Origin of the sequence: Dietzia sp. CQ4, assembly GCF_014145125.1 — a bacterium.
GTDB lineage: Bacteria > Actinomycetota > Actinomycetes > Mycobacteriales > Mycobacteriaceae > Dietzia > Dietzia natronolimnaea.
In genome coordinates this window covers 1-3993 of the sequence record NZ_JAALDZ010000425.1, presented here as the reverse complement: position 1 = coordinate 3993, position 3993 = coordinate 1, and the positions used below count along the sequence as shown (strand labels likewise).

Genomic DNA, 3993 nt, shown 5'->3' with positions numbered 1-3993 from the left:
CCCGCCGCGCTGCCGGCCGCCCCACCGGCGAGCCCGCACCCGCGACCGCCGTGCAGTTCACGGAGCCCACGCCCGTCTCGAATGCGCCCGCGGCGAACGGCGGAGACGACCGCCCGGCCCGGGACCAGGGCAAGCAGGAACAGAACAAGCAGGATCAGAACAAGCAGGATCAGAACAAGCAGGATCAGAACAAGCAGGGCCAGGAGCGGCAGGGCGGCGGCCAGCAGGGCAGGAGCCAGTCCAAGGGCCAGCAGAACAAGGGTCAGCAGGACCAGAAGCAGGACGCCCCCAAGGGCGCCTCGCGTGGTCGCGGGCGCGGAGCGTCCTCCGACGGCGGCCAGAACGGTGGCGGTCAGAACAGCGGCGGCCAGAACGGCGGCAACCAGGGTGGCGGTCAGAACGGCGGCGGCCGTGGCCGTGGTGGCCGGGGCCGCGGTCGGGGTAACGGGACCACCTCCACCGCCGAGTTCGGGGGCGTCAAGACCATGCAGGGCGGGGACATGACGGTCCGGCTGCCCAGCCCGCCCAAGCCGCGCAAGGGTGCGATGCGCCTGGTCGCGCTCGGCGGGATCACGGAGATCGGCCGCAACATGATGACCTTCGAGTACGACTCGAAGCTGCTGATCGTGGACTGCGGTGTCCTGTTCCCGAGTTCGACGGAGCCCGGAGTCGACCTGATCCTCCCGGACTTCGGTCACATCGAGGACCGACTCGACCAGGTCGAGGCCCTCGTTCTCACGCACGCCCACGAGGACCACATCGGTGCGATCCCGTTCCTTCTCAAACTGCGCCCGAACATCCCTGTCGTGGGATCCAGGTTCACCCTGGCCCTGGTGGCGGCCAAGTGCCGGGAGCACCGGATCAAGCCGGTCTTCCAGCAGGTCGACGAGTCGAGCGTGAGTTCGTTCGGCCCGTTCGAGGTCCGCTACTTCGACGTCAACCACTCGATCCCCGAGTGCCTGGGCGTTGTCGTCCGTGCGGGCGGCAACTCCGTGATGATGTCCGGCGACATCAAGCTCGACCAGCTTCCCACCGACAAGCGGCCGACCGACCTGGCCAAGATGGCACGGTTCGGCGACGAGGGTATCGACCTGCTGCTGTTGGACTCCACCAACGCCACCACCCCGGGAGTCAGCCGCTCGGAGTCCGAGGTCGGCCCCGCTCTCCAGCGGCTCATCAGCGACGCCCGCAGACTCGTCGTGGTGGCCTGCTTCGCCTCCAACGTCTACCGCGTGCAGTCCGTCATCGCGGCCGCCGAGGCCTGCGGCCGGAAGGTCGCGCTCACCGGTCGGTCCATGATCCGGAACATGGAGATCGCGCTCGAACTGGGTCTGCTCACGGACCCGAAGGGCGTTCTGATCGACATGGACGCCGCGGCGAAGCTCCCCTCCGAGAAGGTCCTCGTGATGACCACCGGGACCCAGGGGGAGTCGATGGCGGGGTTGTCCCGGATGGCCCGCCGCGAGCACCGGCAGATCAACCTCTCCGAGGGCGACACCGTGCTGTTCTCCTCGTCGATCGTCCCGGGCAACGAGGAGCCGGTCTTCAGCGTGCAGAACAGTCTGTCCCAGATGGGCGTGAACGTGGTGACCAGCCGTGATGCCAACATCCACGTCTCCGGACACGGGGACGCGGGCGAGCTGCTCTTCGTCTACAACGCCGTTCGGCCGAAGAACGCCATGCCCGTCCACGGAGAGTGGCGGCACCTGCGGGCCAACCGGGCCCTGGCGGTCGCGACCGGCGTGCCGGCGGAGCACGTGGTGCTCGCACAGAACGGCGTCGTGGTGGACCTCGTCGACGGCAAGGCGTCCACCGTCGGTCAGATCCCGGTCGGCCACCTGTACGTGGACGGTCTGTCCACCGGCGACGTCGGCGACACCGTGCTGGCGGACCGCACCGCGCTGTCCGAGGACGGCTTCATCGTCGCCACGGTGGTGGTGGACCCCCGCACCGGTCGACCGGTGAGCAAGCCCCAGATCATCGCCAAGGGATTCACCGACGAGCCGGGCGCGTTGGCCCCGGTCGTCGAGCTGGTCGAGAACGCACTGTGGGACCTGGCAGGGGAGGGTGAGACCGACCCCTACCGACTCGCGCAGGCGGTCCGCCGCACCGTGGGCACCTGGGTCTCCGACAAGTGGCGTCGCAAGCCCATGATCGTGCCCACCGTCATCACCTCCGTGGCAGCGCAGGACTGAGTCCGGTGAATGCCGACCGGCGGACACTGGCGCAGCGGGAGCGCAGCGCTCTCGTCGAGACGATGCGCGCCGCCGGGCCGGAGGCACCGACGCTGTGCGCCGGGTGGACGACCCGGGATCTCGCGGCGCACCTGGTCGTGCGGGAGGCACGCCCCGACGCCGCCGCGGGAATCGTCCTGCCGGCGCTCGCCTCGCGGATGGAGGAACTGCGCCTCCGTGAGGCCGAGCGTCCGTGGGACGAACTGCTCGAGAAGATCGCGGCGGGTGCGCCGTGGTACTCGCCGCTCCGCTACGCAGACCGGGTGGCCAACGCCGCGGAGTACCTCGTCCACCACGAGGACGTCCGCCGGGCCGGTGGCGAATGGACGACGCGGGAGTTCGACGTCGAGGACCTCGATCGCATCTGGGCGCTGGGCACCACGGTGGCCAGGACGTTCCTCCGTCGGGTGTCCGCCCGGGTCGACCTGCGCACCCCACCGGGGATCACGTTGACCAAGTCCGGTGCGGTGTCCACGGGCGCCGCGTTGGCCCCGATGGTCAGTGTGACGGCCGCCCCCGTCGAGTTGATCCTGTGGGCGTTCGGCAGGGACGCGGTGGACGTGGACATATCCGGAGCCCAGGGGGGCATCGACGCGGTCCGGGCGGTACCGAGGGGCTTCTGACCGACCCCGGCCCGTGTGGCTGCTGTTACCAATGGGGTCCGAGAAGATAGAGTGACCCCCATGGCACCCAGCTCGAACACGCGATCCACCCGTGCCCCCGGTGGACGACGCCCGGCCTCGAAGTCCGGCGCACAGCGATCCGCCGCGTCCACCTCGTCGTCGTCACGGTCAGGCGGTTCCCGTCGCGGCGCCGTCGTCTCCACCCCGAAGTCGGGCACCCGCGGCGGTTCCCGCGCGGTCACCCCACCTCCGGAGCGGACGTCCGGTGCCTTCGGTGCCGTCGGGCGCGGTCTGCGTGGCGGGTGGTCGGGTGTGGCGAAGGGGGTCGGTCACGGGGTGCGCGGGCTGCGAGGCGGAACCGACGACGAGCGTGTTGCGCCGCCGCACCGTCGTGACGGGCTCGGGTTGATCCTCGTCGGCATCGCGATCGTCTTCGCGGGAGCGGTGTGGTTCGGAGCGGCGGGGCCGGTGGGGGAGTGGTTCGACACCGGGATCCGCACCGTGGTGGGGACGCCGGGTGCCCTCCTGCCGTTGCTGCTCGGGGGCTGGGGCGTCCTCGTGATGGCGCGGGAGCCACGACCCGACGTCCAGTCCAGGTGGGTGGTCGGGACCACCGTGACCTCACTGGGTGTGCTGGGTCTCTGGCATCTGGGATCAGGGTCGCCCTCGGACCCGGAGGGGGTCCGTGGGGGAGCCGGCGTCCTCGGGAGGATCGTCGGGGGCACGCTCGAGGCGGGTCTGTCCGTCTTCGTCGCCGTCCCGCTCCTCGTGTTGCTCGTGGCGTTCGGAGTGCTGGTGCTGGTGGGACGCCCGGCGAGGGAGATCCCCGGCATCGTGCGCGGATTCTTCGGCTGGGACGGGAGCGGGGACATCGTCGACCACGAGGAGCCCGCAGCGGACTGGGACGACCCGGACGCCACCACCGCCTACCCGATCGCCGAGACCGGGACACCGGTCGACCGGGAGCGGACCGCACCGAGACGTCCGGCTCGCCGCCGGGTGGCCGCCTGGTCGGACACCCCGACCACCGGGGAGACGGTCGAGATGCCGGCGGCCGCAGGGGCGTCGGCGGACCCGGGCGACGGGCCGGACGACGCCCCCGTCGAGTCCACCGCCGGCGTCCGGCGCAGGGTCCG

The 3993-nt window shown here is 71.0% G+C and carries 3 protein-coding genes; all 3 read left to right on the top strand.

Going from position 1 to position 3993, the window contains the following annotated elements; genetic code table 11:
• A partial coding sequence (locus G6031_RS18245) for a ribonuclease J (protein WP_241737419.1) occupies positions 1-2195 on the top strand: 2195 nt, incomplete at its 5' end.
• 5 nt (positions 2196-2200) lie between these two features.
• Positions 2201-2857 (top strand): TIGR03085 family metal-binding protein, encoded by a 657-nt coding sequence (locus tag G6031_RS18240; protein WP_182644384.1) that lies wholly within the window; start codon positions 2201-2203, stop codon positions 2855-2857.
• 60 nt (positions 2858-2917) lie between these two features.
• A partial coding sequence (locus G6031_RS18235; protein WP_241737418.1) for a DNA translocase FtsK 4TM domain-containing protein occupies positions 2918-3993 on the top strand: 1076 nt, incomplete at its 3' end.